Origin of the sequence: Variovorax sp. OAS795 (assembly GCF_040546685.1) — a bacterium.
Taxonomy (GTDB): domain Bacteria; phylum Pseudomonadota; class Gammaproteobacteria; order Burkholderiales; family Burkholderiaceae_C; genus Variovorax.
Window position 1 is genome coordinate 1320872 of record NZ_JBEPOH010000001.1, and the last position, 25427, is coordinate 1346298.

Annotated in this window: 23 protein-coding genes and 3 pseudogenes; 16 read left to right on the forward strand and 10 right to left on the reverse strand. The window is 67.2% G+C overall.

What is annotated here, in order from left to right; all coding sequences use genetic code 11:
• Positions 1-2: 2 nt before the first annotated feature.
• From ABID97_RS06250 to ABID97_RS06270, 5 genes and pseudogenes are all read left to right on the forward strand, one after another.
• A pseudogene (locus tag ABID97_RS06250) lies at positions 3-792 on the forward strand (cell division protein FtsQ/DivIB).
• A gap of 23 nt (positions 793-815) precedes the next feature.
• Positions 816-2046 (forward strand): annotated as a pseudogene (gene ftsA, locus ABID97_RS06255) (cell division protein FtsA).
• Positions 2047-2216: 170 nt separating this feature from the next.
• A complete protein-coding gene (gene ftsZ, locus ABID97_RS06260) occupies positions 2217-3434 on the forward strand; it encodes a cell division protein FtsZ (protein WP_354397670.1) in 1218 nt (405 codons plus the stop codon).
• Between the two features lie 202 nt (positions 3435-3636).
• Entirely contained in the window at positions 3637-4560 is a 924-nt protein-coding gene (gene lpxC / locus ABID97_RS06265) for a UDP-3-O-acyl-N-acetylglucosamine deacetylase (RefSeq protein ID WP_307638897.1), read from the forward strand.
• Between the two features lie 14 nt (positions 4561-4574).
• A complete protein-coding gene (locus ABID97_RS06270) occupies positions 4575-4751 on the forward strand; it encodes a hypothetical protein (RefSeq protein ID WP_012746075.1) in 177 nt (58 codons plus the stop codon).
• A gap of 15 nt (positions 4752-4766) precedes the next feature.
• Here the strand turns inward: ABID97_RS06270 and ruvC are convergent, their stop codons facing one another.
• From ruvC to ABID97_RS06285, 3 genes are read right to left on the reverse strand one after another with little or no spacing between them, the layout of a single operon-like run.
• Positions 4767-5315, reverse strand: a complete 549-nt coding sequence (ruvC, locus tag ABID97_RS06275) for a crossover junction endodeoxyribonuclease RuvC (RefSeq protein WP_354397671.1) — start codon at positions 5313-5315, stop codon at positions 4767-4769.
• A gap of 1 nt (position 5316) precedes the next feature.
• Positions 5317-6306, reverse strand: coding sequence for a phosphatidate cytidylyltransferase (locus tag ABID97_RS06280; RefSeq protein WP_354397672.1), 990 nt, complete (start codon positions 6304-6306; stop codon positions 5317-5319).
• Positions 6307-6319: 13 nt separating this feature from the next.
• Positions 6320-7177, reverse strand: a complete 858-nt coding sequence (locus tag ABID97_RS06285) for a lysophospholipid acyltransferase family protein (RefSeq protein ID WP_354401681.1) — start codon at positions 7175-7177, stop codon at positions 6320-6322.
• Positions 7178-7184: 7 nt separating this feature from the next.
• Here ABID97_RS06285 and ABID97_RS06290 point away from each other — a divergent pair, with 7 nt between their 5' ends.
• On the forward strand, positions 7185-7601 hold the full coding sequence (locus tag ABID97_RS06290; protein ID WP_354401683.1) for a ribosomal maturation YjgA family protein: 417 nt from the start codon (positions 7185-7187) through the stop codon (positions 7599-7601).
• Here the strand turns inward: ABID97_RS06290 and mtgA are convergent.
• The 5 genes and pseudogenes from mtgA to ABID97_RS06315 all read right to left on the reverse strand — a co-directional run bounded on the left by mtgA (position 7567) and on the right by ABID97_RS06315 (position 12763).
• A complete protein-coding gene (gene mtgA, locus ABID97_RS06295; RefSeq protein WP_354397673.1) occupies positions 7567-8310 on the reverse strand; it encodes a monofunctional biosynthetic peptidoglycan transglycosylase in 744 nt (247 codons plus the stop codon). The two genes, ABID97_RS06290 and mtgA, sit on opposite strands and share 35 nt — an antisense overlap.
• On the reverse strand, positions 8307-9164 hold the full coding sequence (aroE, locus tag ABID97_RS06300) for a shikimate dehydrogenase (RefSeq protein WP_354397674.1): 858 nt from the start codon (positions 9162-9164) through the stop codon (positions 8307-8309). Before aroE ends, mtgA begins: the two co-directional genes overlap by 4 nt.
• Before the next feature lie 28 nt (positions 9165-9192).
• Positions 9193-10044, reverse strand: a complete 852-nt coding sequence (locus ABID97_RS06305) for an energy transducer TonB (protein ID WP_354397675.1) — start codon at positions 10042-10044, stop codon at positions 9193-9195.
• Positions 10041-12102: pseudogene (locus ABID97_RS06310) on the reverse strand (ribonuclease catalytic domain-containing protein). The gene ABID97_RS06305 and the pseudogene ABID97_RS06310 overlap by 4 nt, the downstream one beginning before the upstream one ends.
• Before the next feature lie 67 nt (positions 12103-12169).
• Entirely contained in the window at positions 12170-12763 is a 594-nt protein-coding gene (locus ABID97_RS06315; protein ID WP_354397676.1) for a YqiA/YcfP family alpha/beta fold hydrolase, read from the reverse strand.
• A gap of 354 nt (positions 12764-13117) precedes the next feature.
• Between ABID97_RS06315 and ABID97_RS06320 the strand changes: the two genes are divergently transcribed.
• From ABID97_RS06320 to ABID97_RS06345, 6 genes are all read left to right on the forward strand, one after another.
• The gene (locus ABID97_RS06320) at positions 13118-13855 is read left to right on the forward strand and encodes a response regulator (protein ID WP_354397677.1); all 738 of its coding nucleotides are present in this window, start codon (positions 13118-13120) and stop codon (positions 13853-13855) included.
• Positions 13856-13926: 71 nt separating this feature from the next.
• A complete protein-coding gene (locus tag ABID97_RS06325; RefSeq protein WP_354397678.1) occupies positions 13927-15717 on the forward strand; it encodes a sensor histidine kinase in 1791 nt (596 codons plus the stop codon).
• Between the two features lie 32 nt (positions 15718-15749).
• Positions 15750-16907 (forward strand): rod shape-determining protein RodA, encoded by a 1158-nt coding sequence (gene rodA, locus ABID97_RS06330; RefSeq protein ID WP_354397679.1) that lies wholly within the window; start codon positions 15750-15752, stop codon positions 16905-16907.
• Positions 16908-16946: 39 nt separating this feature from the next.
• Complete coding sequence (gene tldD / locus ABID97_RS06335) at positions 16947-18407, forward strand: metalloprotease TldD (RefSeq protein WP_354397680.1); 1461 nt, start codon at positions 16947-16949, stop codon at positions 18405-18407.
• Between the two features lie 46 nt (positions 18408-18453).
• Positions 18454-18999, forward strand: coding sequence for a hypothetical protein (locus ABID97_RS06340; protein WP_354397681.1), 546 nt, complete (start codon positions 18454-18456; stop codon positions 18997-18999).
• A 224-nt stretch (positions 19000-19223) separates the two neighbouring features.
• The gene (locus tag ABID97_RS06345; RefSeq protein ID WP_354397682.1) at positions 19224-20342 is read left to right on the forward strand and encodes a 3-deoxy-7-phosphoheptulonate synthase; all 1119 of its coding nucleotides are present in this window, start codon (positions 19224-19226) and stop codon (positions 20340-20342) included.
• 7 nt (positions 20343-20349) lie between these two features.
• Here ABID97_RS06345 and ABID97_RS06350 read toward each other — a convergent pair whose 3' ends face one another.
• Complete coding sequence (locus tag ABID97_RS06350) at positions 20350-20859, reverse strand: cupin domain-containing protein (RefSeq protein WP_354397683.1); 510 nt, start codon at positions 20857-20859, stop codon at positions 20350-20352.
• A complete protein-coding gene (gene mpl, locus ABID97_RS06355) occupies positions 20856-22259 on the reverse strand; it encodes a UDP-N-acetylmuramate:L-alanyl-gamma-D-glutamyl-meso-diaminopimelate ligase (RefSeq protein WP_354397684.1) in 1404 nt (467 codons plus the stop codon). Before mpl ends, ABID97_RS06350 begins: the two co-directional genes overlap by 4 nt.
• 102 nt (positions 22260-22361) lie before the next feature.
• Between mpl and ABID97_RS06360 the strand changes: the two genes are divergently transcribed.
• The 4 genes from ABID97_RS06360 to accC all read left to right on the forward strand — a co-directional run bounded on the left by ABID97_RS06360 (position 22362) and on the right by accC (position 25420).
• Positions 22362-22961: a hypothetical protein gene (locus tag ABID97_RS06360; protein WP_354397685.1), complete on the forward strand. Its 600-nt coding sequence runs from the start codon at positions 22362-22364 to the stop codon at positions 22959-22961.
• The gene (locus ABID97_RS06365) at positions 22962-23507 is read left to right on the forward strand and encodes a TlpA family protein disulfide reductase (protein WP_354397686.1); all 546 of its coding nucleotides are present in this window, start codon (positions 22962-22964) and stop codon (positions 23505-23507) included.
• Between the two features lie 99 nt (positions 23508-23606).
• Positions 23607-24068 (forward strand): acetyl-CoA carboxylase biotin carboxyl carrier protein, encoded by a 462-nt coding sequence (accB, locus tag ABID97_RS06370; RefSeq protein ID WP_354397687.1) that lies wholly within the window; start codon positions 23607-23609, stop codon positions 24066-24068.
• Positions 24069-24070: 2 nt separating this feature from the next.
• On the forward strand, positions 24071-25420 hold the full coding sequence (gene accC, locus ABID97_RS06375; protein ID WP_354397688.1) for an acetyl-CoA carboxylase biotin carboxylase subunit: 1350 nt from the start codon (positions 24071-24073) through the stop codon (positions 25418-25420).
• The last annotated feature ends 7 nt before the right edge of the window (positions 25421-25427 follow it).

Below are 25427 nucleotides of genomic sequence, written 5' to 3' on the forward strand. Positions count from 1 at the left end.
CCATGGCAGATAGCATCCCCGTGCCTTTTGACGTCAAGCTCATGAACATCGTCTCGAACCTGGCGTTCGTGGTGGTGGCGCTCATGCTGCTGGCGGCGAGCGCATGGTGGGTGCTGCGCCAGCCCTTCTTTCCCATCGGCCGGCATCAAGGTGGACGGCGACGTGACGCACAACAACGCCGTGACGCTGCGTGCCAACGTCGCGCCCCAGCTCGCCGGCAACTTCTTCACCGTCGATCTGACGCGTGCGCGCACGGCGTTCGAGTCGGTGCCATGGGTGCGCAAGGCGGTGGTGCGGCGCGAGTTTCCGAACATGTTGCGCGTGACCCTGACCGAGCAGGTGCCCGTGGCGACCTGGGGCGACGAGGCCGGCTCCAAGCTGATCAACGGCTTCGGCGAAGTCTTCGATGCCAACGTGGCCGAGGTGGACGACCAGCTCCCGCGGCTGGACGGACCGGTGGAGCAGGCCGGGCAGGTGCTGGGCATGTACCGCGTGCTCGCACCGATCTTCCAGCCCCACGACTTCGGCGTGGAAGAACTCACGCTGTCCAGCCGGGGCAGCTGGAAGGTCGTGCTCGACACCGGCGCCGAGATCGAGCTCGGCCGCGGCCAGCCCGAAGAGGTGGCCGCCCGCACGCAGCGCTTTCTCAAGACCGTGACCCAGGTCGCGGGCCAATACCACCGCACCGCAGCGGACGTCGAAGGGGCCGACCTGCGCCACAACGATGCCTATGCGTTGCGTCTTCGTGGCGTCACCACGGTCGTCACCGACCCGAAGACCAAGAAGAAATAAACAGCGAATACCGAGGACATTCAATGCCCAAAGAATACAAAGACCTGGTTGTCGGACTCGACATCGGCACCGCCAAGGTGATGGTGGTGGTGGCCGAGGTGCTGCCCGGCGGCGAGCTGAAGCTCGCCGGACTCGGCATTGCGCCGAGCAACGGCCTGAAGCGCGGCGTGGTGGTGAACATCGACGCCACCGTGCAGAGCATCCAGCAGGCCCTGAAGGAGGCCGAGCTGATGGCCGACTGCAAGATCAGCCGCGTCTACACCGGCATTACCGGCAGCCACATCCGCGGCATCAATTCGAGCGGCATGGTGGCGGTGAAGGACAAGGAAGTGACGCCCGCCGACGTGGCCCCGCGTGGTGGAAACCGCGCGCGCGATCAACATCTCGAGCGACCAGCGCCTGTTGCTGGTGGAGCCGCAGGAGTTTGTGATCGACGGCCAGGACGTGAAGGAGCCGATCGGCATGAGCGGCATGCGGCTGGAGGCCAAGGTACACATCGTGACCGGCGCACAGAGCGCGGCCGAGAACATCATCAAGTGCGTTCGCCGCTGCGGGCTGGAAGTCGACCAGCTGATGCTCAATCCGCTGGCTTCCAGCCAGGCGGTGCTGACCGAAGACGAGCGCGAGCTCGGCGTGGTGCTGGTCGACATCGGCGCCGGCACCACCGACGTGGCCATCTTCACCAACGGCGCGATCCGCCACACGGCCGTGATCCCGATCGCGGGCGACCTGATCACCAGCGACATCGCCATGGCGCTGCGCACGCCGACCAAGGACGCGGAAGACATCAAGGTCGAGAACGGCTATGCCAAGCAACTGCTGGCCGACCCGGACACGCAGGTGGAAGTGCCCGGCCTGGGCGACCGCGGCCCGCGCATGCTGAGCAAGCAGGCGCTGGCAGGCGTGATCGAGCCGCGCATCGAAGAAATCTTCTCGCTCGTGCAGCAGGTGGTGCGCGAGTCGGGCTACGAAGAGGTGCTGTCGTCCGGCGTGGTGCTCACGGGCGGCAGCGCCGTGATGCCGGGCATGGTCGAACTCGGTGAAGACATCTTCCTGAAGCCGGTGCGGCGCGGCATTCCGAAGTATTCGAGCGCGCTCTCCGACATGGTCGCGCAGCCGCGCGCCGCCACGGTGATGGGCTTGCTCGAGGAAGCGCGCTTCGCACGCCTGCGCGGTTTCAAGGTCGCGCAGAAGAACGGGTCCGTAAAGACTGCGTTCGGACGCTTCAAGGACTTCATCGTGGGGAACTTCTGACCATGAACCGATCCCCACTCTGGCTCGCACGCGGCGGTCCGCCCCTGCATTTCAACGAGCGATGGCGGCGCACAGGTCCACCGCCCTGACGACAGCCTTCGTTGAACGCGTCAAGACAATTAAAAGATCCACAGATACACAACGGCAACTGCAAATTCAAGGAGTTAGAAATGACCATCGAAATGATCGAAGTCGAAGAATTCAACCAAGGCACCCAGATCAAGGTGATCGGAGTCGGCGGCGGCGGCGGCAATGCCGTGGCGCACATGATGGAGCGTGGCGTGCAGGGTGTGCAGTTCGTCTGCGCCAACACCGATGCGCAGGCACTCCAGCGCAGCAACGCGCACAAGATCATCCAGCTGGGCACCAGTGGTCTGGGCGCGGGCAGCAAGCCCGACAAGGGGCGTGATGCGGCCGAAGCCGCGGTGGACGACATCCGCGCGGCCATCGACGGCGCGCACATGCTCTTCATCACCGCCGGCATGGGCGGCGGCACCGGCACCGGCGCGGCGCCCGTGATTGCGCGCGTGGCCAAGGAGATGGGCATCCTCACCGTGGGCGTGGTGACCAAGCCCTTCGACTGGGAAGGCGGCCGCCGCATGACCAACGCCGACAACGGCCTGGCCGAGCTCGAGGCGAATGTCGACTCGCTGATCGTGGTGCTCAACGAGAAGCTGCTCGACGTGCTGGGCGAGGACATCACCCAGGACGAAGCCTTCGCGCATGCCAACGACGTGCTCAAGAACGCCGTGGGCGGCATCTCGGAAATCATCAACGAGTACGGCGGCGTGAACGTCGACTTCGAAGACGTGCGCACCGTGATGGGCGAGCCGGGCAAGGCCATGATGGGCACGGCCGCCGCCGCCGGCCCGGACCGCGCTCGCATCGCCGCCGAACAGGCCGTGGCCTGCCCGCTGCTCGAAGGCATCGACCTCTCGGGTGCCAAGGGCGTGCTGGTGCTCGTCACAGCCTCGAAGGGCTCGCTCAAGCTCAACGAGTCGAAGCTCGCGATGAACACCATCCGCGCCTACGCCTCGCCCGATGCGCACGTGATCTACGGCGCCGCCTACGACGAGAGCCTGGGCGACCAGATGCGCGTCACGGTGGTGGCCACCGGCCTGTCGCGCGCCGATGCGCGCCGCCAGGCACCGACGCTCGAAGTGATCCGTACCGGCACCGACAACATCCCGTTCAACGTGCCGACGCTCGGCGCCGGGCATGCAGGCCACGGCGGCCACAGCATGGGCCAGCCGAACTACGACGGCATGGCGGTGCCCAGCGTGTGGCGCACCAACCGCACGATGGCCGCGGCCAAGGTCGATGCGCTGTCGTCGGGCGGCATGGACGACTTCGAGATTCCCGCTTTCCTGCGCCGTCAAGCCGATTGACGCAGGCCACCGAACGCAGAGGGCACGAAGGTTCGCAAGGGGTACGGGGAAGACCTGAAAGGGACTTCCGCCGGCTCTACGCGCTGCGTCCGCTTCGTGCCCTTTGCGTCCATCGCCCGCGCTGGAAATAGAACCTATGTCTATCGGTGCCATAGCGAGGGGCATAGGACGGCACGCGTCCCGGGCGCCTAAAATCGCCGGCGTGCTGCAACAACGAACCCTCAAGTCGATCAGCCGCGCCGTGGGCGTGGGGCTCCACAGCGGACAACGCGTGGAGCTCACGCTGCGTCCGGCGCCGGCGGACACCGGCATCGTGTTCCGGCGCGTCGACCTGCCCGAACCCGTCGACATCCGCATGACCGCCGAGGCGGTGACCGACACCCGCCTGGCTTCCACGGTGTCGACCGGCGGGGCCAAGGTGCAGACGGTCGAGCACCTGATGTCGGCCTGCGCGGGCCTCGGCATCGACAACCTCTACATCGACATCACGGCCGACGAAGTGCCGATCCTCGACGGGTCGGCCTCGTCGTTCGTGTTCCTGCTGCAAAGCGCGGGCATCGAACTGCAGAAGGCGCCGCGCCGCTTCATCCGCGTCACGCGCAAGGTCGAAGTGCGCGAAGGCGAGGGTGCCAACGAGAAGTGGGCGAGCCTGGAGCCGTACCACGGCTACAAGCTGAGCTTCGAGATCGACTTCGACCATCGCGTGGTCAACTCCACCGGCCAGCGCGTGGAGTTCGACCTGGGCAAGGACTCCTACAGCCGCGACATCGCGCGCGCGCGCACCTTCGGCTTCACCAAGGAGGTCGAGTACATGCGCAGCAAGGGCCTGGCGCTCGGCGGCGGGCTCGACAACGCCATCGTGATGGACGACACCAAGGTGCTCAATGCCGGTGGCTTGCGCTACGACGACGAGTTCGTGAAGCACAAGATCCTCGACGCCATGGGCGACCTGTACATCATCGGAAAGCCGCTGCTGGCGGCCTACACCGCGTTCCGCTCGGGCCATGCGCTCAACAACAAGCTGCTGCGCGAACTGCTGGCGAACAGCGACGCCTACGAGGTCGTCACCTTCGAGGACGAAAAGCGTGCGCCGCGCGGTTTCGGCGAAGTGGCGCGGGCCTGGTAAGGGCCGCCCGGACGATGCTTCTCTTCCGCTGGGCCATCCTGCTGCTCCTGCTGGTGGCCGGCGTGTCGTTCGCGTTCTATGCCGGAACCGGGCAGGCCAAGTACCGCCGCTTTGGCTGGATCGTGCTCAAGTGGACGCTGCTGGCGGCGTTCGGTTTCTTTGCGGTGCTGATCGCGGAGCGGGTGGTCTAGCGCCGGGGTTCTCCACTATCTCGAACGACCCTGCCGATAGGTCCCGGCATGCGTCTTCGACAACTCGGCCGCCTCGGCCAGCCGCGCCATCGACCGGCCCACCTGCGCATGCGTGATGGCAATGCCCAGCGCGTCGGCCGCATCGGCGCCCGGCAGGCCCGGCAGGTCGAGCAGGCGCTTGACCATCTCCTGCACCTGCGCCTTGCCGGCCTGGCCATGGCCCGCCACGGCCTTCTTCATCTGCAGCGCGGTGTATTCGGCGACGGCGAGATTGCTGTTGACCAGCGAGGTGACGCAGGCGCCGCGTGCCTGGCCCAGCAGCAGCGTCGATTGCGGGTTGACGTTGACGAAGATGATTTCCACCGCCGAGGCATCGGGCTGGTAGCGCGCGGCAATTTCCGCGATGCCGTCGAACAGCACCTTCAGGCGTGCCGGCAGGTTGCCGCTGCCCAGGTGCCGCGTGCTGATGGTGCCGCTCGCGACATAGCGCAGCGCATGGCCGTCCGAATCCACCACGCCGAAGCCGGTGGTCAGGAGGCCGGGGTCGATGCCGAGGATGCGCATGCTAGAGGTTGAAGTACCAGCGGATCGAATGAAAGAAGATGGGCGCCGCGAAGCACAGCGCATCGACGCGGTCGAGCAGGCCGTTGGCGCCCGTGACGCCCACGCCCTTCTTGCCCCAGTTGGGAATGCCGCGGTCGCGCTTGAGCGCCTTCATCACCAGGTGCCCCATGGAGCCCGCGATGCACGCGATGACGGACACCGCGAGCGCCTGGCCGAACTTGAACGGCGTGATGAACGAGAACAGCGCGCCCACCAGGCTGGCGACGACGATGCCGATGCCCCAGCTGGTCCAGTTGAAGCTTCGGCTCACGTTGGGTGCAAAGGGCTTTCGCTGCCAGCGGCGCGAAATCACGTGCTGCACCAGCACCGAGGTCTGCACCACGAACACCAGGAAGAACACCAGGAAGGCACTCTTGCCCTCGTAGCCAGGAAAGCTCAGCAGCAGCAGCGCCGGCACATGGCTCATGCCGTAGACGCAGACCATGATGCCCCACTGCAGCTTGGCATTGCGCTCCAGGAAATGGCTCGGGTCGTCGGCCAGCGCGCTCGCGACCGGGATCGCGAGGAACACGTACACCGGGATGAACACGGTGAACAGGTCGAAGCGCGCGGTGGCCACGAGCCAGAACTGGATCGGCAGCACCACGAAGAACGCCAGAATCAGGCTGCGGTGGTCGCCGCGCCGCGTGGGCGAGAGCGTGATGAACTCGCGCAGCGCAAAGAAGGCGATCAGCGCGAACAGCACGGTGGCCACCGTTTCGCCCAGCGCCCAGCCGACCCAGAACACGATCACCATGAACCAGGTGGTGCCCAGGAGCTTGCGGTAGTGCGCAAGCTCGGCCTGCCAGGCGGCGTCATGCACGGGATTGCGCCGCTCCCGGAACGTGAGGAAGAAGGCGGTGGTGCTCACGATCACGAGCAGCCCGAAGACGATGAGGAAGAGGGCCGCGACCTGCTCGGTCGGGGTGAGGCTGCGCAGGAACTGATTCATCGCAAGGTTTCGCTCAGACGTCGCGCAAGGCGATCACCGCGGCACGCGCGCGATCGAGAAAAGGCCGGCGCTCTTCGCCCTCCTCGACCCGGACCGGCGCCCCGAAGGTAACGGAGCACAGGATCGGCACCGGCACGATCTCGCCCTTGGGCATCACGCGCTGCACGTTGTCGATCCAGGCGGGCACCAGCACCACGTCGGGAAACAGGGTCGCGAGCGTGTAGAGGCCCGACTTGAACTTCTGCGGTTCGCCGGTGTGGCCGCGCGTGCCTTCGGGAAAGATGATGATCGAGTCGCCGCTTTGCAGCGCCTCGACCAGCGGCGCGAGCGGATCGGGTGGAGGCGGCTCCGTGCTTTCCGCTGCGGGCGGCTGCACCTGTGGGGACGGCGGGGCAGGAAGCGGAGGGGGAGGCGGGGGAGGCGCAGGAAGATCGAGCCGGCCTTGCACCTCGTCCACGGCTTCCGGCGTCACATCGACGATCAGCGGCGCAACGGGAAGCAGCGGCTCCATCGACGGGTCGATGCGCTCGGCTGGCGTTGCGACCGCGTCCATGGGGGGCTGCGCAGGCGTCCTGGGTTCGGCCGGCGCGGTGGCCCCGCGCTCCACATACACGGCGTTGAACACCTCCGTCGTGATCCAGCGCTTGAACGGCGTGTTGGCCCAGTAGTCGCGCGCCGCGATGGGCCGAGTGATGCTGCGCAGCTCCTCGGGGAGCGCGGCCCAGATCATCACCAGGTCGGCGTGGCTTTGATGGTTGGCGAAATAGATGCGCTGCTCGGCCTTGGGCGGGCAGCCGTACCAGCGCGCCTGGGCACCCGTGAGCAACCGGACGATCCCCAACAACAACCAACCCGTGAGCTTTGCCAGCATGGGCGCGATGATACGGGGCATGCGATGGCGTTTCGATCCTCTTTCTCTGGCGTGGGCGGTGGCCCTGTTCCTTGTGCTCGTGCTGCTGGCCACCGTCGGCGCGCGCTGGGGCTGGTTGCGCAGTTTCTTCGGCGACGTGCTGGCCGTGGCGTGGGTCTACGTCGTCTTCAAGGCCTTCGTTGCCGCGCGCGTGCTGCCCCTGGCGTTGGCCGCGCTCGGCGTGGGCCTGGCGGTCGAGCTGGGACAGTTCGTGGCCTCCGCCTGGCACCTGCACATTCCGAACCGGGCCCTGCGCATCGTGCTCGGCAGCACGCCCGATGCGTGGGACGTGCTGGCCTACCTCATCGGATTCGCGGTCGTGCTGGCCATCGAAGCGCGCTGCGCTGCCTTCAGGGCAGCTCGGCCGCGGGCATCCGCGCCATGATCGTCGATGCGCGGCCGCTGAGATAGCCCGAGCCCAGCCGGCGCTCGAAGAACTTGGGGCTCGGCAGCATCACGGCCAGGCGCGCGGCCTCGCCGGCGCCGAGGCGTGAAGCAGGCTTCCTGAAGTAATACTGCGACGCGGCCTCGGCGCCGAACACGCCTTCGCCCCACTCGACGTTGTTGAGATAGATCTCGAGAATGCGGCGCTTGTCGAGCAGCGCCTCGAGCAGCGTGGCAAGCACCAGTTCCTGGCCCTTGCGCAGCAGCGTGCGCTCGCCGGAAAGCAGCAGGTTCTTCGCGAGCTGCTGCGTGATGGTGGAGCCGCCGCGCAGTTGCACCGGCCGCACCGGCTTGCCGCGCGCCACGGCACGCGCCGCGCGCCGGGCCGCGAGCTCCTCGGCCTTGGCGTTGCGCTGCCGCGCGCGTTCGATGGCTTCCCATTCCACGCCGTTGTGATCGATGAAGTCGGCGTCCTCGCTGGCGATGACCGCGCGCTTGAGGTTGTCGCTGATCTGCGCGTACGGCACCCACTCCTGGCGCCATGCGCCCTTGCTGCCCTGGTGAACGGCGATCTGCCAGGCTTCGGAGCGCTGGAACGCGGTGCTTTGCGGATCGACCGCCGCCATGGCCGCGATGCGTGCCACGAAGAAGAGCTCCAGCGCCACGGCCGCCAGCAGCAGGCAGCCAACGAGGCGCAGCAGCCCCTTCATTGGCCGGCGGCGAGCGCGGCGCGCAGCTCGGCCAGCACCTGTGCACCTGGCGGGCGCACGCCGCGCCAGATCTCGAAGGCCTCGGCCGCCTGCTCGACCAGCATGCCAAGCCCGTCGCGCGGCACGCCGCCGTGCGCTTCGGCCCAGGCCATGAAGCCGGCGGCGGCGGGGCCGTACATCAGGTCGACCGCCAGCGCCCCCTCGCGCAGCACCTGCGCGTGCACCGGCACCGCATCGCCCGCAAGGCTGGACGCCGTGGCATTGACCACGATGTCGAAGGTGCCGGGCACCTCGTCGAGCGCCCAGGCTTCGAGCGTGGCGCCGCGCTGCAGTGCCAGGGCGGCATGGCGCTGCACCAGGGCCATGGCCTTGCCGACCGTCCGGTTGGCCACCACGATGCGCGAGACGCCCGCATCGAGCAGCGGCCCGAGCACGCCCGCGGCCGCGCCGCCTGCGCCGATGAGCAGCAGTTCGCGGCCCGCCAGCGGCACAGCGGCGTTGCGCACGATGTCGTTGACCAGGCCGATGCCGTCGGTGTTGTCGGCATGGATGCTGCCATCGGCCTCGAAGCGCAGCGTGTTGACCGCCTGCGCGAGCAGCGCCCGCTCGCTGGTGTGCTGTGCAATGGCCGCGGCGTCGAACTTGAAAGGCACGGTGACGTTGCAGCCACGTGCCGCGTCGCCGCGCTCGGCGGCCTCGCGCCTGAAGCTGGCAATGCCCTCGGCAAAGGCGCCGATCGGCACCAGCCGGCGGCTGTAGTCCATCTGCTGGCCGCAGAGCTCGGCGAACCGGGCATGGATCCGGGGCGAGCGGCTGTGCTCGACGGGATTGCCCACTACGCAGTACAGGTCCATGGTGCCGTGATTCGCTGTTGTCGCGTTGCTACTGGGACGAGAGTTCGATGGTTTCGTCGCGAGTGAACTTGAAGCGCGACTGCAGCACGATCTGGTCGGTTTCCTTGCGCATGGCATCGGTGAACTTTCCGAAGCCGCCGATGCTCTGCACGATGGCCCTGGCGCGCCGGTCGAGCGTGGTGTCGCCCGAGCTCTCATCCACCGCGGTGTCGAGCAGCTTGCCGTCGTGGTTGATGGTGATCGTCATCTTGAGCTCGCCGTAGAGCTTCTTGCCGGCCGCGGTGGGAAAGTTCTCGGTGCCCCGCAGTTCGATGCGGCGGCGCAGCGAGTCCACGTAGATGGCGTAGGCCGCCTCGCGCGTGGACGGGCTCAGGTAGCGCTTCTTGGGACGCGCGTTTTCTTCGTTCACACGCCGCTCGATCTCGGCCAGCAGTTCCACCATCTGGCGCCGCTTCTCTTCCCGGGCGACGGCTTCCTTCGGGTCGCCCGAGGCACGCGGGTCCGGTGCCGGCATGGCGGCGAGGTCGCGCTTGAGCTGGGCAAGCAATTGCATCTGCTGGGCCTGCATGGCCTCGACCTGGCGCCGCGCGTCCTCGACCGAATCGCCCACGGCGGTAAAGCTCGACGGCGGGAGCGGACTGGTGGCGCGGCCCCGTTCGAGGTCGCCGCCGCCCGCGAGCGAGGTCTGCGCCACCACGCGGGTGTTGGCGTCGGGCTTGTCGTGGGTCTTGCTGTTCACCAGGATCACTTCGAGCGGCGTTTCGCTGAAGACCCGATTGAACGATTCGGGGTCGACGAAGCGCACCGCAAGAAGGGCGGCGTGCGCAATGACCGACACGCCGAGTGCGATCTGCAGCGTGCTCAGGTCCCTGAAGTTCATGCCGGCGTGTTCTCCGGTGCCGCCTCGCTGTCGGTCAGGTCGACAGCAATGGCGATGGGGCCGGCGACTTCTTCCAGTTCCTCGTCGCCGCCTTCTTCTTTCGGCCGGGGCGCCGGCCGCGGGCGTGTCGAGGCGCTCGAGCACGGTGCCGTGCACGTCGAGGGCGATTTCATCGATCTCGCCGAGCTTCACGCGCAGCCGCGCGCCGCGCTCCTGCTGGCCGGCCACCGGGAACACGAGCGGCAGGTGGTCGGCACGCACGAGGGCGCCGTTCTGGATGTCCTTGATCACGGTGGCCTCGAGCTCGGTGATGCCTTGCTGCTCGAGGTACTTGAGCGTCCAGAAGCGTTCCATGCCGCCCTGGTAGGCGTTGTAGGTCGCGTACGCGGCGTCGAAGCCCGAGAGGATCGAGAACAGGTCGGCGTCCTTCGGCTTGAATGGCGCCGCCAGCGCGGCGGTCTTGCCGTGGCGCGCGGCCGCGATGATCTGCCACTGGTTCACGAGGTCGGTGTAGCGGCGCAGCGGCGAAGTGCTCCAGGCATAGCTCTTCACGCCCAGGCCCGCGTGTGGCAGGGCGCGCGTGCCCATGCGCACCTTGATGCCGGGCGCCAGGCTGGCCTGGCTGCGGTAGAGGCCCGGCACGCCGAGTTCGCCGAGCCAGCCGCCCCAGCTGCTGTTGGCCAGGATCATGGCCTCCGACACGATCAGGTCGAGCGGCGCGCCGCGCTGGCGCGTGGTGATCTGCACCTGCTCGCTGCCCTCCGGCTCGCCGGCGTTGCCGACGAGGCGAAAGTTGTAGTCGGGCCGGTTGAAGTTCTCGGGCTTGCCGCGCACCACTTCGCGCTGGGCTTTCAGCTGCCTCGCGAGGCGGAACAGGAAGGACAGCGGAGCGCGCAGCCTTGCCGCAGCTTCGGGCGTGTTCTCGCTGGTGGACGATGCGTCCTCCAGCCAGGGCTGCGTGACGACGCAGTCGAGCTGGTCGTGCCGCAGGTTGGCCACGATGGGCACGCGTTCGAGCTTGGTCTCGGTCGATTGCAGCGCGAGCGTGGCTTCGTCGAAGCGCGCATAGAGCGACACCGCAGGGCGGTCGCCGCCTTCCAGCAGCGTGTAGGCGTTGACCACCTCGTCGGGCAGCATGGTGATCTTGTAGCCCGGCATGTAGACCGTGGACATCCGGGTGCGCGCCACCTGGTCGATGGGGCTGCCTGGCGTCAGCGCGAGGCCGGGCGCCGCGATATGGATGCCCACCGTGACGGTGCCCGTGCCGAGGCCTTGCACCGAGAGCGCGTCGTCGATTTCAGTCGTTTGCGAATCGTCGATCGAAAACGCCTCGACGCCCGCGGCAACCGGCAGGTCGTCCACGATGGCCGGCGCGGCGAGCGCCGGAAAGCCGGTGCCCTTGGGAAAGTTCTCGAACAGGAAGCGCCGCCAGTGGAACTGGTAGGGCGAATCGATGGCGCCGGCACGCTCCAGCAGTTCGAGCGGCGGGCGCTGCGTGGCGCGCGAGGCATCGACCACGGCCTTGTATTCGGGCGCGTTCTTGTCCGGCTTGAACAGGATCTTGTAGAGCTGTTCGCGAATCGGCTGCGGGCAGATGCCCTCGGCCAGCTGCCCGGCCCATTCGACGATCTGCGCCTGGACGGCTTTCTTCTTCTCGATGGCTGCGAGCGCCTGCTGCACGATGTCGGCGGGCGCCTTCTTGAAGCGCCCCTTGCCCGCGCGGCGAAAGTAGTGCGGTGCCTCGAACAGCGCGAACAGCGCGGCGGCCTGCTGCGCGAGCGTGGGCTTGTCGCTGAAATAGTCGGACGCGAGATCGCCGAAGCTGAATTCGCCCTCCGGCGCAAATTCCCAGGCGAGGTCCAGGTCCATGGCCGCCGCGAGGGCACGCGCTTCGCCGATCAGCTCGGCCGGCGCCGGCTTTTCGAAACGCAGGACGATGTTGGCGCCCTTGACCTTGACGCGCTTCCCGGTGTCGAGCTCGACCTGCGCCGATGCTTCGGCCTCCGACAGCACGCGGCCGCCGAGGTACTTGCCGGCTTCTTCAAACAATACAAACATGCCCGGATTGTCCCAGACTTGGTACGCCCCCTGGCCTGCCCGCTTCCGTGTGGGCCTGTCGGGATCTTCAGATGGGGTTGATGAACGCCAGCACGTCGTCGAGGTGGTTTTCCTCGAAATCGGACAGCGCGTGGTCGCCGCCCTCGATCAGCTTGATGTTGCTGTCGGGGTAGCGCGCCGAGGTTTCATGCCAGTCGAGCGCCTCGTCGCCCTTGGCGATGATGGCCAGGACGCGCTCGGGCCGCGTGAGCGCGCCGACTTCCATGGTGCGCAATTCCTGGATGTACTCGGGCCGGAAATAGAAATGCTCCGACGGGTCCTGCCACGTGGTCTGGTCGCCGATGTAGCGCGCGAGGTCGCGCGCCGGGTGCACCGCCGGATTCAGCAGCACGGTGCGGCATCGCGTCATGCCCGCCACGTAGGTCGCATAGAAGCCTCCGAGCGATGAGCCCACCACCGCCATTGACTTGCGCGGCCAGTCCGCGATGCCCTTCATGACCATGTCGATGGCTTCCTTGGGGGAAGGCGGCAGTTGGGGGCACCACCACTGCAGGTCGGGATGGTCCCGCGCCACGCGCTGTGCCATGAGCCGCGCCTTGGTCGAACGGGGCGAGGAGCGGAATCCATGCAGGTACAACAGATGAGTGGTATGCGAGTCCATGCGTGGTGGAGACTGAAGGTGATGCGATCGACGCAACTCCCTCATCGAAGGAGCCGGGTAATTTTGCATGACGTCCGTGCGCGCGAGGCGCCATGCGCAACGGAAGGCTTCGGTATGCGGACTTTTTGCCCGAACCCGGCGTACCACCGTGACTTGCTGAACGCGGGCAATTCGTCGCCCGATCCGCTCGATGTTTGCCTGGGGAAATCCAAAGTATTCAATCGGGATCGCAGCGCTTTCAGCCGGGCCGCCCGGGGGAAATGGGAAGACAGCCGCAGTCTGGCGGCCCGCAGGGGCCTCAACATCCCATGAAAGCGGGAGCTTCAGCGACCTTTTTACCTCCCGCCGAGGCTTATGCTCACGCCCATGAACATCGAGGCTCTGGATGCGGGAACCACACGCCGTTGGGGCGTGCTCGTCGTCGAGGACGACAGCCGCGCGCGCGCCTTCTTCGAAGCCAGCGTGCAGCGCAGCCCCAGCCTGTTCTGGCTCGGAAGCGCCGGCACCGTGACCGAGGCGCTGGCCTGGCTGGCCCAGACCGCCACCATTCCGGACGTTCTGCTGGTCGACCTGGGCATGCCCGACGGCAGCGGACTGGACGTGATCCGCGAGGCCGTGGCGCGTTTTCCCGGCTGCGAGCCGCTGGTGATCTCCGTATTCGGGGACGAAGAGAACGTGCTCTCCAGCATCGAGGCCGGCGCCGTGGGCTACATCCACAAGGACGCTGCGCCCGAGGACATCGCGCAGACCATCGTCGAGATGAAGGCCGGCGCATCGCCCATCTCGCCGATGATTGCGCGGCGGGTGCTTGCCAAGTACCGCAGCCTGCAGCTGGCCGGCACGCCTGCCGCCGCCACACCCGAGGCAGCCGCCGACAACGCGGCGCCGAGCCTGCTTTCCGCGCGCGAGCACGAGGTGCTCACGCTCATCGCGCGCGGGTTCTCCTACGCGGAAATTGCACGGCTCAAGGGGCTGAGCGTCCACACGGTGCAGACGCACATCAAGAATCTCTACGGCAAGCTGGCGGTGCACTCCAAGAGCGAGGCCGTGTTCGAAGCCACGCGGCTCGGCCTGCTGTCCCACCCGGGCTGAGCGGCGTGGCCGGGCGATCGTTCGCAAGCCCGGGAAGGGCTTTTCTCGCGCTGTGTTTCGCGGTGCTTCTGATGGCGGTTGCCGCTGCCGTTGGCGCCGCACCGGCGGATACGCCCATCGAGCTGCGGCGAGGCACCGTCACGACGACGATCGATGGCGTGACTGAAAAAGCGCCCGTCGAGCTGTCCTACCACTGGGACCGCCAGCACGCCGGACGCCCTGGCCTTGCCGAGTTCGACCTGCCGTTCACGCTCGCGTCCGAGCCTGCGACGCCCTGGGGCATCTTCATTCCGCGCGCCGGCAACGTGCTCGAGGTGCGCCTCGACGGCGCGTTGCTGCAGGTCTACGGGGACCTGGCACGGGGCAACGGCGCCGACTACGCCAAGGCCCCGATCTACGTGCCGGTTCCGGGGCACTTGCTGAAGGCGGGCGACAACCGCCTGCAGATCCGCATCCGCGCCGACAGCGCCCGCCGGGCCGGGCTTTCCCGCGTGACCATCGGACCCGCGACGCCGGTGCGCACCGAGCTGTTCGAGAGTGCCTATGCCTGGCGCTTCACCGGCTCGGTGCTCCTGACCGCCTTCAGCCTCATCGTCGGCGGCATCGCGCTGGCCCTGTGGCTCACGCAGGTCGATGCCGGTGCCCCGGGCAGCGGGCGGCGCGACGGTGTGTATTTCTGGGCTGCGCTGGCCGAATTCTGCTGGGCGCTGCGAGTGGCCGACGGCGTGATCGCCGAGCCGCCGCTGCCCTGGCCGGCCTGGGGCGTGCTCATGGCCGCCTGCTACGCTGGCTGGGCCGCTTCCGCCATGATGTTCTGCTATCACCTCGCGAATTGGGAAAGCAGCGCCCGCATGCGCTGGCTTCGCTGGCCCGTGGCCTCGGTGGTGGCGGGAACGATCGCCGCGAGCGCGATGGCGCTGTACCGCGAAGAGCCGTATTGGCTCACTGGCTGGCTGGCCGCGGAGATCGTGTTCATTGCCTTGTTCGTCGGCGCTTTTGCCGTGGCCACGATCGTGCAGCCGAACACAGGGCGGCTGCTGGTGGCGGCCGCCGCGCTGGTGACACTGGGTTTCGGCACCCGCGACTGGCTGGTGATCCGCCTGAGCGATGCCTACGGCGAGACCACCTGGGTGCGGTATTCGTCGGTGTTCTTCGGCATTGCGCTGCTTCTGATCGTGCTGCAGCGCTTCCGGGCAGCCACCATCGAAGCGCGGGGCTGGGTCGCCACGCTGGCCGAGCGCGTGGCGCAGCGCGAGCGCGAACTCGCGTCCACCTTCGCGGCGCTGGAGCAGGTGGCGCGCGACCAGGCCCGCACCCACGAGCGCGAGCGCATCCTGCGCGACATGCACGATGGCGTGGGCTCGCACATCAGCTCGGCCATCCGGCAACTGCAGTCGGGGCAGGCGAGTTCCGACGAGCTGCTGCGCACGCTGCGCGACTCGCTGGACAGGCTCAAGCTGTCGATCGATTCCATCCACCTCCCGCCAGGCGACGTCGGTGCGCTGCTGGCGGCCTTGCGCTACCGGCTGGAGCCGCGGCTCGCGGCTGCCGGCATCCGCCTGGAGTGGGCCGTGGACGAGGTGCCCACCGTGAAGCGCCTCGACGCGCAGGGCATGCGGCAACTGCAGTTCCTGCTGTTCGAGGCCATTTCGAATGTGCTTCAGCATGCCCACGCGAAATCCCTGCGCATCGAGGCGGACGCGCCAGCGGGTGCGGTGCATCTGCGGGTGATCGACGATGGACAAGGCTTCGATGCATCGCGGGTGCCCAGGGCGCTTTTGGAGCGCGCGGCCGCGGTCGGCGTACAGCTTGCGCTCGAAAGCCGACCGGGGCGCACGGTCGTTCAGCTCGGGTTCGGCTGAAATGCCCCTTGGGGCGCGGATAATCCGCCCCCATGTCCGCCGTGTTCAACCAGCCCTCCCTGGCGCGCCGTGTCGCGCCCATCTTCCAGGGCTTCGACGGCTTCCTGGCTTTTGCCGTCCTGCTGCTGGCCTTTGCCGGGCTGCTCACCATGTATTCGTCGGGCTATGACCACGGCTCGCGCTTCTCCGACCATGGCCGCAACATGCTGCTGGCCGGCTTCATCATGTTCGTGGTGGCCCAGGTGCCGCCGCAGCGGCTGATGATCTTCGCGGTGCCGCTCTATGCGACGGGGGTGGCGCTGCTGGTGGCGGTGGCGCTCTTCGGCATCACCAAGAAGGGTGCCACCCGATGGATCAACATCGGCGTGGTGATCCAGCCCAGCGAGATCCTCAAGATCGCGATGCCGCTGATGCTGGCCTGGTGGTTCCAGCGCCGGGAAGGGCAGTTGCGGCCGCTCGATTTCGTGGTGGCCACGGTGCTGCTGGCGGTGCCGGTCGGGCTCATCATGAAGCAGCCGGACCTGGGCACGTCCTTGCTGGTGCTCGCGGCCGGCATGGCGGTCATCTTTTTTGCCGGGCTGTCGTGGAAGCTGATCGTGCCGCCGGTGGTGCTGGGCGCGATCGCAGTGACGCTGATCGTCGGCTTCGAGTCGCAGCTGTGCGCCGACGGGGTCGACTGGCGCGTGCTGCACGACTACCAGAAACAGCGCGTGTGCACGCTGCTCGACCCGAGCAAGGACCCGCTCGGCAAGGGCTTCCACATCATCCAGGGAATGATTGCCATCGGCTCGGGCGGCATGGGCGGCAAGGGCTTCATGCAGGGCACCCAGACGCACCTCGAATTCATTCCCGAGCGCACCACCGACTTCATCTTCGCGGCGTATTCCGAGGAGTTCGGCCTGGTCGGCAACCTCGCGCTGATCGCGGCCTTCATCCTGCTGATCTTCCGCGGGCTGGCCATCGCGGCCAACGCCACGACGCTGTTCTCGCGGCTGCTGGCGGGGGCGGTGACAATGATTTTCTTCACCTACGCCTTCGTCAACATGGGCATGGTGAGCGGCATCCTGCCCGTGGTGGGCGTGCCGCTGCCGTTCATCAGCTACGGCGGCACCGCCATGGTCACGCTGGGACTGGGCCTGGGCATCCTGATGTCGATCGCCAGGGCGCGCAAGCTCGCCGCGCAAAACTAGCGCCGTACGCAAAGCGCGGGGGCGAGCAATAATCCCTTCATGATCTCTCGCGAACCCACCATCGAGCGCCTGGCCACGGCGCAGCAGCTTCTTCTCACGCCTTTCGGCCTCGACGAATCGCACCTGGGCAAGGCCCTGGCCGAGATCACCGCGCACAAGGTGGACGACGCCGACCTGTACTTCCAGTACACGCGCAGCGAAGGCTGGAGCCTCGAAGAAGGCATCGTCAAGACGGGCAGCTTCAGCATCGACCAGGGCGTCGGCGTGCGTGCGGTCAGCGGCGAGAAGACCGCCTTTGCCTATTCGGACGACATTTCCGAGGCGTCGCTGCTCGATGCGGCGCGCACGGTGCGCTCCATTTCGTCCGCGGGCCGCACCGGCCGCGTGAAGACGGCAACGCGCAAGATCGCATCGAGCCGGTCGCTCTACAGCGGCATCGACCCCATTTCCACGCTCGACAGCACGGCCAAGGTCAAGCTGCTCGAAAAGGTCGAGAAGCTCGCCCGCTCGCGCGACCCGCGCGTGGCCCAGGTGATGGCGGGCCTGGCGAGCGAATACGACGTGGTGCTGGTGGCGCGCGCCGACGGCACGCTCGCAGCCGACGTGCGGCCGCTGGTGCGCCTGTCGGTCACGGTGATCGCCGAGCAGAACGGCCGGCGCGAGGTGGGTTCGGGCGGCGGCGGCGGGCGCTTCGGCCTGGCCTACTTCACCGACGAGCAGATCGCCGATTACGTCGACCATGCGGTGAAGGCCGCGCTGACCAACCTCGAGGCGCGTCCGGCACCGGCCGGCGAAATGACCGTGGTGCTCGGATCCGGCTGGCCCGGCATCCTGCTGCACGAGGCCATCGGCCACGGCCTGGAGGGCGACTTCAACCGCAAGGGCTCCAGTGCGTTCTCGGGCCGCATCGGCCAGCGCGTGGCGGCCAAGGGCGTCACGGTGCTCGACGACGGCACCATCGCCGACCGCCGCGGCTCGCTCAACGTGGACGACGAAGGCAACGCAAGCCAGCGCAACGTGCTCATCGAGAACGGCATCCTCAAGGGCTACATCCAGGACTCGCTCAACGCGCGCCTCATGAAGGTCAAGCCCACGGGCAATGGCCGCCGAGAGAGCTACGCCCACGTGCCGATGCCGCGCATGACCAACACCTACATGCTGGGCGGCGACAAGGACCCGAAGGAAATCGTTGCCAGCATTAAAAAGGGCCTCTACGCCACCAACTTCGGCGGCGGACAGGTCGACATCACGAGCGGCAAGTTCGTGTTCTCCGCAAGCGAGGCCTATTGGGTCGAGAACGGCAAGGTCCAGTACCCGGTGAAGGGCGCGACCATCGTGGGCAACGGCCCCGACGCGCTCACCCGCGTGACCATGATCGGCAACGACATGGCGCTCGACTCCGGCGTGGGCACCTGTGGCAAGGAAGGCCAGAGCGTGCCCGTCGGCGTGGGCCAGCCCACCCTGCGCATCGATGGTTTGACCGTAGGCGGAACCGCCTGAGAGCTTGCTAAGCTCGCTCCTCGAATTTTTACAAAGAGGAGCTTCGATGAGGATCAGGATCAATTCGTCCGCGCCCCTGTGGGCTGCGGCTGCCGCCGTGGCCGTGCTGGCAACGGCCGGCTGTGCATCGCGCGGCGGTTCGGGCGGCACCCAGGCCGCGCCCGCGCCCGCTGCCGCAGCTACAGCACCCGCGGCACCGGCCCGTGGCGGCGTGAAGGCCGGCATGGACGCCCAGGGCAACGTGATCGATTCCTCCAAGGTCGAAGCCGGCAGCGGCCGCACCATCAAGGGCCTGAACGGGTACGAAGGCGAGATCACCGGCAATCCGGCGCGCAACAGCAGGTTCAGCCGGTTGCAGATCGGCATGAGCGCCAGGCAGGTCACCGACCTTGCCGGCCCGCCGACCGACCAGGGCGCCTACGTCACGGGCAAGGCCTTCATCCCGTTCTATTTCGGCAGCGACCGCCATCGTTTCGAGATGACCTACAAGGGCCAGGGACGCCTGGTGTTCGCGGGTGGCGGCATGGGCGACTACTCGGGCGGCAACCTGATCTGGATCATCCACAACCCCAACGAATCCGGCTACCGCTGACCGTCGGAAGCCCGGCATTTGCGGGGCTTCCTGTTTTCCGTGCTACATTTCGGCCCACATGTCCGCCCTCCGCGCTTATTTTTTTGCTTTCTTTTGGTTCCCGGTTTCCGGCGGACGAGAGGCGAGCGCGTAAAGCAAACGAACACCCTCCCAGAACCGCCGGCGCCTCGAGCCCCGGCGGTTTTTTTATGCCCTGACGATCTTCATACTGACAAGGAAACACCATGAGCACGAACACTGCCCCGGCCAGCGACAGCTGGTATGCGAGCGTCGAAAAAACCAGCAAGACCGACGACGAACGCATCAAGGACATCAACGTGCTGCCCCCTCCAGAACATCTGATCCGCTTCTTTCCGATTCGCGGCACGCCGGTCGAAACGCTGATCGAGGGCACCCGCCGCAGCATCCACAACATCATGGCCGGCAAGGACGACCGGCTGCTGGTGGTCATGGGACCCTGCTCGATCCACGACCCGGCCGCGGCGCTCGAATACGCCCGCCGCCTGAAGGCCGAGCGCGAAAAATACGCCGGCACGCTCGAGATCGTGATGCGCGTGTACTTCGAGAAGCCGCGCACCACGGTCGGCTGGAAGGGGCTCATCAACGACCCGTACCTCGACGAGAGCTTTCGCATCGACGAGGGCCTGCGCATCGCGCGCCAGCTCCTGATCGACATCAACCGCCTGGGCCTGCCGGCGGGCAGCGAGTTCCTCGACGTGATCTCGCCCCAATACATCGGCGACCTGATCGCCTGGGGTGCCATCGGCGCGCGGACCACCGAAAGCCAGGTGCACCGCGAGCTCGCTTCCGGCCTCTCGGCGCCGATCGGCTTCAAGAACGGCACCGACGGCAACATCCGCATCGCGACCGACGCCATCCAGGCGGCGGCGCGCGGCCATCACTTTCTCTCGGTGCACAAGAACGGCCAGGTCGCGATCGTGCAGACCAACGGCAACCGCGACTGCCACGTGATCCTGCGCGGCGGCAAGGCGCCCAACTACGACGCCGCGAGCGTCGAGGCCGCCTGCAAGGACCTGGAAGCCGCCAAGCTGCCGCCCACGCTGATGGTCGACTGCAGCCACGCCAACAGTTCCAAGCAGCACCAGAAGCAGATCGACGTGGCCAAGGACATTGCCGACCAGATCGCCGGAGGTTCGAACCGCGTCTTCGGCGTGATGATCGAAAGCCACCTGCAGGCCGGCGCCCAGAAGTTCTCGCCGGGCAAGGACCAGCTCTCGGGCCTCGAATACGGCAAGAGCATCACCGATGCATGCATCGGCTGGGACGATTCGGCGCAGGTGCTCGACACGCTGTCGCGGGCTGTGAAGCAGCGCAGGGGTTGAACGGGGGTCAGAGCATCCCGGCCAGCTCGGGCCAGTGGTGCCGCATGGCGTCGGCTTCGTCGCTGTCCGGCGGCACCAGCGAGAAGTCGGCAAAGTCGAAGCCCGGGCCGACCATGCAGGCGACCAGCGTGTAGTCGCCGCTGGCGTGGCCCTGGATGGGACGCGCGGCCTGCCACTGGCCGGCCGGCACCACGTGCTGCGGCCGCGTGCCGTGCGCATCGACCGGACCGAGCCGCACGTGGGCCGGTGCGGTGCGCAGGGCCGCGTCGCAGGTCCACAGCGCCAGCGGCACGCCCTCGAGGTGCACCCAGACTTCGTCCGACAGCACCCGGTGCCAGCGCGAGTGCTGCGCCGCCTCGAGCAGGAAGTAGATGCTGGTGAGCGCACTGCGCGGCGGCCGGCCGTCGGTGGGAACCACGCTCGCGGCCGAGCGGAAGACCTCGCTGTACCAGCCGCCCTCGGGGTGGGGCTGCAGCTTCAGGCCCTCGATCAGTTCCCGCGCGCGCATGGCGCTCATGGTGCCGCCGCGCCGCGCAGTGCCGCAAGCAGCTTGTCGTGCACGCCGCCGAAGCCGCCATTGCTCATGCAGACGATGTGGTCGCCGGGCCGTGCCGCGCCGACGATCTGCGCGACCAGCGGTTCGATCGCCCCCGCCACCTGTGCGCGCTCGCCCATTGGCGCCAGCGCCGCGGCGGCGTCCCAGTCGAGCCCCGCCGTGTGGCAGAACGACCGGTCGGCCGATTCCAGGCTCCAGGGCAGCTGCGCGGCCATCACGCCGAGCTTCATGGTGTTGCTGCGCGGCTCGAAGGCGGCAAGGATGCGCTCGTCCTTCTTGCCGGCGGCATCGAGCTTCTTGCGCAGGCCATCGAGCGTGGTGCGGATGGCCGTGGGGTGGTGGGCGAAGTCGTCATACACGGTGATCGCGCCGTCGCGGCGCTCGACGGTGCCGCGCAATTCCATCCGGCGGCGCACGTTCCTGAAGCTGCCGAGCGCGCGCGCCGCATCGGCCGGCGCCACGCCGACGTGCTCGGCGGCCGCGATCGCGGCCAGAGCATTCATCTGGTTGTGCAGGCCCGAGAGCTCCCACTCGACCCGGCCCACCGCTTCCCCCTGCCGCAGCACGTCGAAGGCATCGTGCGAGCCGCGGGCCTGCCATTCGCCGCCCGCGCCGAAGCGCGCGAGCTCGCTCCAGCAGCCTTGGGCCAGAACGCGCTGCAGGCTCTCTTCGGTGGCGTTGACCACCAAGCGGCCGGTGCCGGGCACCGTGCGCACCAGGTGGTGGAACTGGCGCTCGATGGCGGCAAGATCATCGAAGATGTCCGCGTGATCGAACTCGAGGTTGTTGAGAATCGCGGTGCGCGGGCGGTAGTGCACGAACTTGCTGCGCTTGTCGAAGAAGGCGGTGTCGTACTCGTCGGCCTCGATGACGAAGGGCGCACCGCCGCCGGACCGCGCCGAGACGCCGAAGTCGAGCGGCACACCGCCCACCAGGAAGCCCGGCGCCTTGCCGCCTTGCTCGAGCACCCAGGCCAGCATCGAGGTGGTGGTGGTCTTGCCGTGGGTTCCGGCCACGGCCATCACGTGGCGGCCCGCCAGCACATGCTCGGCCAGCCACTGCGGCCCGCTGGTGTAGGGCCGGCCGGCATCCAGGATGGCTTCCATCAGCGGAAACTTGGGCGTGCCGTCGGGCAGCCGGGCCCTCGACACCACGTTGCCGACCACGAACATGTCGGGCGCGAGGGCCAGCTGGTCGGCTGCGAAGCCTTCGATCAGGTCGATGCCGAGCGAGCGAAGCTGGTCGCTCATGGGCGGGTACACACCGGCGTCGCAGCCCGTGACCCTGTGGCCCGCTTCGCGCGCCAGGGCGGCCACGCCGCCCATGAACGTGCCGCAGATGCCGAGAATATGAATGTGCATCGGGCGATTCTAGGGAGCCGCATGGACGCCGGCGCCGCCGCAACGCGCGCGCTTTGTACCGATGTTCGTGTGAGGGCGGCTGACTGCGGGCAAAATATCCCGATGGACACGACCACCAAGCGTGAGATCGCCGCCACCGCAGCCCGCCTCGTCGTCGAGGAGGGGCTGGAGTACGGCCCGGCCAAGCGCCGCGCGGTACGAGACCTGGGCCTGTCGTCGCGCACGGCGCTGCCCAACAACGACGAGGTCGAGGCCGAAGTCCGCGACTACATCGCGCTGTATTGCGCCGACACCCAGCCCCAGGAACTGCATGCCCTGCGGCTTCTTGCGCTCGAATGGATGGAGCGCATGGCGGCATTCCGGCCGCATGTCGGGGGGGCCGTCTGGCACGGTACCGCGACCCGGCTGTCAGACATTTATATTCAGTTGTTCTGCGATGATTCCAAGTCGGCCGAGATTGCCCTCATCGACCATCACGTGGACTACGAGCCGCGCATGGTGACCGGATTTCATGGCGAGCAGGTGGAGGCCCTCAGCGTGCATGCCGCGAGCCGCGCCCTCGGCGAAGAAATCGGCGTCCACTTGCTGGTGTACGACCTGGACGACCTGCGCGGCGCGCTTCGTCCCGACGCCCAGGGGCGCGCGCCCCGCGGCGACCTCGCTGCGCTGCGCCGGCTGATCGAAAAAGAAAAGGACAAGTGAATGACTTCTTCGCCCACACGGCGCCGCCTTCTCTACGGCGGCGTGGCGGTCGCGGCCGCCGCGGCGGGCCTGGGCGGTGCATGGTGGCGTGAGCGCGGCAGCCGCGCGGAGGGGGAGATGCTCGATGCGGCCTTCTGGTCGCAACGCTTCGACCGTCCCGAAGGCGGCGAGCTGGTGTTTTCCGATCTCCGCGGCAAGCCGCTGCTCCTGAATTTCTGGGCGACCTGGTGTCCTCCGTGCGTGGAGGAAATGCCGATGATCGATCGCTTCTTCCGCGAAAATGGGGGGAACGGCTGGCAAGTTGTCGGTTTGGCCATCGACCAACCGAGCGCCGTGCGCAAATTCCTGCAGAAAACACCCGTCAGTTATCCCACGGGTTTGGCCGGTTTGCAGGGAACGGAGCTGGTGAAAAGTCTGGGAAATACCGCGGGCGGCTTGCCTTTCACGCTCGTCCTGAACGGCAGCGGCGCTGTGGCGGCCCGTAAAATGGGCAAGCTCGAAGCCGCCGACCTGGCGGCTTGGCGGCGTGATCTGGTTCACGGTTAGAATCAGATACACACTCGGCATTCGCCGCCAATCGCTAAAGATCGCCGATTTTTAGCCAAGTTACTTCCTAATGACCGGCAAAGTCGGCACTGGAGCCTCATGGATCTGCGCAAACTCAAGACACTGATCGACCTGGTGTCGGAATCCAATATTTCCGAACTGGAAATCACCGAAACCGAAGGCAAGGTTCGCATCGTCAAGGGCGGCATCGCCGCACCCGTGCAATATGTGCAGACGGTGGCTGCTCCCGCGGCCGCGGCTCCTGCAGCCGGCGGCGCCCCGGCTCCCGCGATCGCCAGCGCCCCGGCACCCGAGGCTGCGCCCGCCGGGCATGCCGTCAAGTCGCCCATGGTGGGAACCTTCTACCGCTCGTCCAGCCCTGGCGCGGCGGCTTTCGTCGAAATCGGCAGCAAGGTCAACGAGGGCGACACCATCTGCATCATCGAAGCGATGAAGATCCTCAACGAAATCGAAGCCGACAAATCCGGCACGATCACCCAGATCCTCGGCGAAAACGGTCAGGCGGTCGAATACGGCCAGCCACTGTTCATCATCGAGTGACCATGTTCAAGAAGATCCTGGTTGCAAACCGGGGGGAAATCGCCCTCCGGATCCAGCGCGCCTGCAGCGAGCTCGGCATCAAGGCCGTGATGGTCTATTCCGAGGCCGACCGCGACGCGAAGTACGTCAAGCTCGCGCAGGAGGCCGTCTGCATCGGCCCGGCGCCGTCGTCGCTGAGCTATCTCAACATGCCGGCGATCATCTCGGCGGCCGAGGTGACCGACGCCGAGGCAATCCATCCCGGCTACGGCTTCCTGAGCGAGAACGCCAACTTCGCCGAGCGCGTCGAACAGAGCGGTTTCCAGTTCATCGGCCCCACGCCGGACAACATCCGCACGATGGGCGACAAGGTCGCGGCCAAGCAGGCAATGATCAAGGCCGGCGTGCCCTGCGTGCCCGGCTCCGAAGGCGAGCTCTCGGACGACGCCGCCACCAACAAGCGCATTGCGCGCGCCATCGGCTACCCGGTCATCATCAAGGCCGCCGGCGGCGGCGGCGGGCGCGGCATGCGCGTGGTGCACACCGAGGCGGCGCTGATCAACGCCATCCAGATGACCAAGGCGGAAGCCGGCGGTGCATTCAACAACCCGGCCGTGTACATGGAGAAGTTTCTCCAGAACCCGCGCCACGTCGAAATCCAGATCCTCGCGGACAAGCACAAGAATGCGGTCTACCTGGGCGAGCGCGACTGCTCCATGCAGCGACGCCACCAGAAGGTGATCGAGGAATCGCCGGCGCCGGGCATTCCCCGCAAGCTGATCGAGAAGATCGGCGAGCGCTGCGCGGCGGCCTGCAAGAAGATCGGCTACCGCGGCGCCGGCACCTTCGAGTTCCTCTATGAGAACGGCGAGTTCTATTTCATCGAGATGAACACGCGCGTGCAGGTGGAACACCCGGTGACCGAGTTCACCACCGGCATCGACATCGTGAAGACGCAGATCATGGTCGCGGCCGGCGAGAAGCTGCCCTTCACGCAGCGCCAGATCGAGATGCGCGGCCACGCCATCGAGTGCCGCATCAATGCCGAAGACGCCTGGAAGTTCACGCCGTCGCCGGGCCGCATCACCATGTGGCATCCGCCGGGCGGACCTGGCGTCCGCGTCGATTCGCATGCCTACACCAACTACTTCGTGCCGCCGAACTACGACTCCATGATCGGCAAGATCATCGTCTACGGCGACACCCGCGAGCAGGCCATGGCACGCATGCGCACGGCGCTGAACGAAACCGTGATCGAAGGCATCCAGACCAACATTCCGCTGCACCGCGAACTGATGGTCGACGCCAAGTTCATGAGCGGCGGCACCAACATCCACTATCTCGAAGAGTGGCTCGCGGCCCACAAGCGCTGAACGATAC

What these genes read in the sequence shown, in the direction of transcription:
- ftsZ (WP_354397670.1), top strand. Translation starts at nt 2,217, where the DNA reads ATGACCATCGAAATGATCGAAGTCGAAGAATTCAACCAAGGCACCCAG.
- ABID97_RS06270 (WP_012746075.1), top strand. Translation starts at nt 4,575, where the DNA reads ATGCTTCTCTTCCGCTGGGCCATCCTGCTGCTCCTGCTGGTGGCCGGC.
- ruvC (WP_354397671.1), bottom strand. Translation starts at nt 5,315, where the DNA reads ATGCGCATCCTCGGCATCGACCCCGGCCTCCTGACCACCGGCTTCGGC.
- ABID97_RS06280 (WP_354397672.1), bottom strand. Translation starts at nt 6,306, where the DNA reads ATGAATCAGTTCCTGCGCAGCCTCACCCCGACCGAGCAGGTCGCGGCC.
- ABID97_RS06285 (WP_354401681.1), bottom strand. Translation starts at nt 7,177, where the DNA reads ATGCTGGCAAAGCTCACGGGTTGGTTGTTGTTGGGGATCGTCCGGTTG.
- ABID97_RS06290 (WP_354401683.1), top strand. Translation starts at nt 7,185, where the DNA reads ATGATACGGGGCATGCGATGGCGTTTCGATCCTCTTTCTCTGGCGTGG.
- mtgA (WP_354397673.1), bottom strand. Translation starts at nt 8,310, where the DNA reads ATGAAGGGGCTGCTGCGCCTCGTTGGCTGCCTGCTGCTGGCGGCCGTG.
- aroE (WP_354397674.1), bottom strand. Translation starts at nt 9,164, where the DNA reads ATGGACCTGTACTGCGTAGTGGGCAATCCCGTCGAGCACAGCCGCTCG.
- ABID97_RS06305 (WP_354397675.1), bottom strand. Translation starts at nt 10,044, where the DNA reads ATGAACTTCAGGGACCTGAGCACGCTGCAGATCGCACTCGGCGTGTCG.
- ABID97_RS06315 (WP_354397676.1), bottom strand. Translation starts at nt 12,763, where the DNA reads ATGGACTCGCATACCACTCATCTGTTGTACCTGCATGGATTCCGCTCC.
- ABID97_RS06320 (WP_354397677.1), top strand. Translation starts at nt 13,118, where the DNA reads ATGCTCACGCCCATGAACATCGAGGCTCTGGATGCGGGAACCACACGC.
- ABID97_RS06325 (WP_354397678.1), top strand. Translation starts at nt 13,927, where the DNA reads ATGGCGGTTGCCGCTGCCGTTGGCGCCGCACCGGCGGATACGCCCATC.
- rodA (WP_354397679.1), top strand. Translation starts at nt 15,750, where the DNA reads ATGTCCGCCGTGTTCAACCAGCCCTCCCTGGCGCGCCGTGTCGCGCCC.
- tldD (WP_354397680.1), top strand. Translation starts at nt 16,947, where the DNA reads ATGATCTCTCGCGAACCCACCATCGAGCGCCTGGCCACGGCGCAGCAG.
- ABID97_RS06340 (WP_354397681.1), top strand. Translation starts at nt 18,454, where the DNA reads ATGAGGATCAGGATCAATTCGTCCGCGCCCCTGTGGGCTGCGGCTGCC.
- ABID97_RS06345 (WP_354397682.1), top strand. Translation starts at nt 19,224, where the DNA reads ATGAGCACGAACACTGCCCCGGCCAGCGACAGCTGGTATGCGAGCGTC.
- ABID97_RS06350 (WP_354397683.1), bottom strand. Translation starts at nt 20,859, where the DNA reads ATGAGCGCCATGCGCGCGCGGGAACTGATCGAGGGCCTGAAGCTGCAG.
- mpl (WP_354397684.1), bottom strand. Translation starts at nt 22,259, where the DNA reads ATGCACATTCATATTCTCGGCATCTGCGGCACGTTCATGGGCGGCGTG.
- ABID97_RS06360 (WP_354397685.1), top strand. Translation starts at nt 22,362, where the DNA reads ATGGACACGACCACCAAGCGTGAGATCGCCGCCACCGCAGCCCGCCTC.
- ABID97_RS06365 (WP_354397686.1), top strand. Translation starts at nt 22,962, where the DNA reads ATGACTTCTTCGCCCACACGGCGCCGCCTTCTCTACGGCGGCGTGGCG.
- accB (WP_354397687.1), top strand. Translation starts at nt 23,607, where the DNA reads ATGGATCTGCGCAAACTCAAGACACTGATCGACCTGGTGTCGGAATCC.
- accC (WP_354397688.1), top strand. Translation starts at nt 24,071, where the DNA reads ATGTTCAAGAAGATCCTGGTTGCAAACCGGGGGGAAATCGCCCTCCGG.